This window comes from Elusimicrobiota bacterium (assembly GCA_016788905.1).
Taxonomy (GTDB): domain Bacteria; phylum Elusimicrobiota; class Elusimicrobia; order FEN-1173; family FEN-1173; genus JADKHR01.
On record JAEURZ010000063.1, the window covers coordinates 1 to 638 of the forward strand.

1 protein-coding gene is annotated in these 638 nt (G+C 60.2%); it reads left to right on the forward strand.

Annotated features, from left to right (window positions below; genetic code table 11):
• The first annotated feature begins 76 nt into the window (after positions 1-76).
• The gene (locus JNK54_10810; protein ID MBL8024747.1) at positions 77-277 is read left to right on the forward strand and encodes a hypothetical protein; all 201 of its coding nucleotides are present in this window, start codon (positions 77-79) and stop codon (positions 275-277) included.
• The last annotated feature ends 361 nt before the right edge of the window (positions 278-638 follow it).

Below are 638 nucleotides of genomic sequence, written 5' to 3' on the forward strand. Positions count from 1 at the left end.
CGCGGGCTGCTGAGCTTGAGCGGAAGACGCGATTAGAAGGGCAAGCCAAACGGCGGCCGAGCGACGAAGCGTGATCATGGCGGCGGGTTTCCGAAGGCGGGGCGAGGCGGGGAGCCGTATCGTAGCCGGCGGGCGAAGCTATGCCAAGGAAACGATCGTTTTCCGGGGCCTTTTCCTGGGTTTTCGGATTCGGTCGGCCGGCCAAAAACGCTCTGGAATCGACGTCGAAAAAGTGGAAAATGCGGGGTTGGTTCTTTGGCAATTTGGTGTGATCTAGTAGACGCCGACAGCGAGCCGGGCGCGTTAGCGATCGGAGTCTTTGCGCTGTCTAGAGTTGCGGCGTTGGCGAGAGGTTCTGCTCCCTCATCCGGCCCTTCGGGCCACCTTCTCCCTCAGGAGGGAGAAGGGACGTTTCCAAGCTCTCTGAGAATCGACGTAAGTGGCGCAAGCGAATCGGGACTTACGTCGATTTTCCCGTGTGCGCACTCGGGGCAAAGTGCGCACTAAATCGACCGGCTAGTGCGCGTCGGAGCGCTTACCAACAGGGGTGCGCACTCATTTCGAAGTTGTGTGCGCAGTGCGCGGGGGAATTGCCGATTTTCCGTCGTCGTAAGTCGCGCAAGCGGTTCGGGACTTAC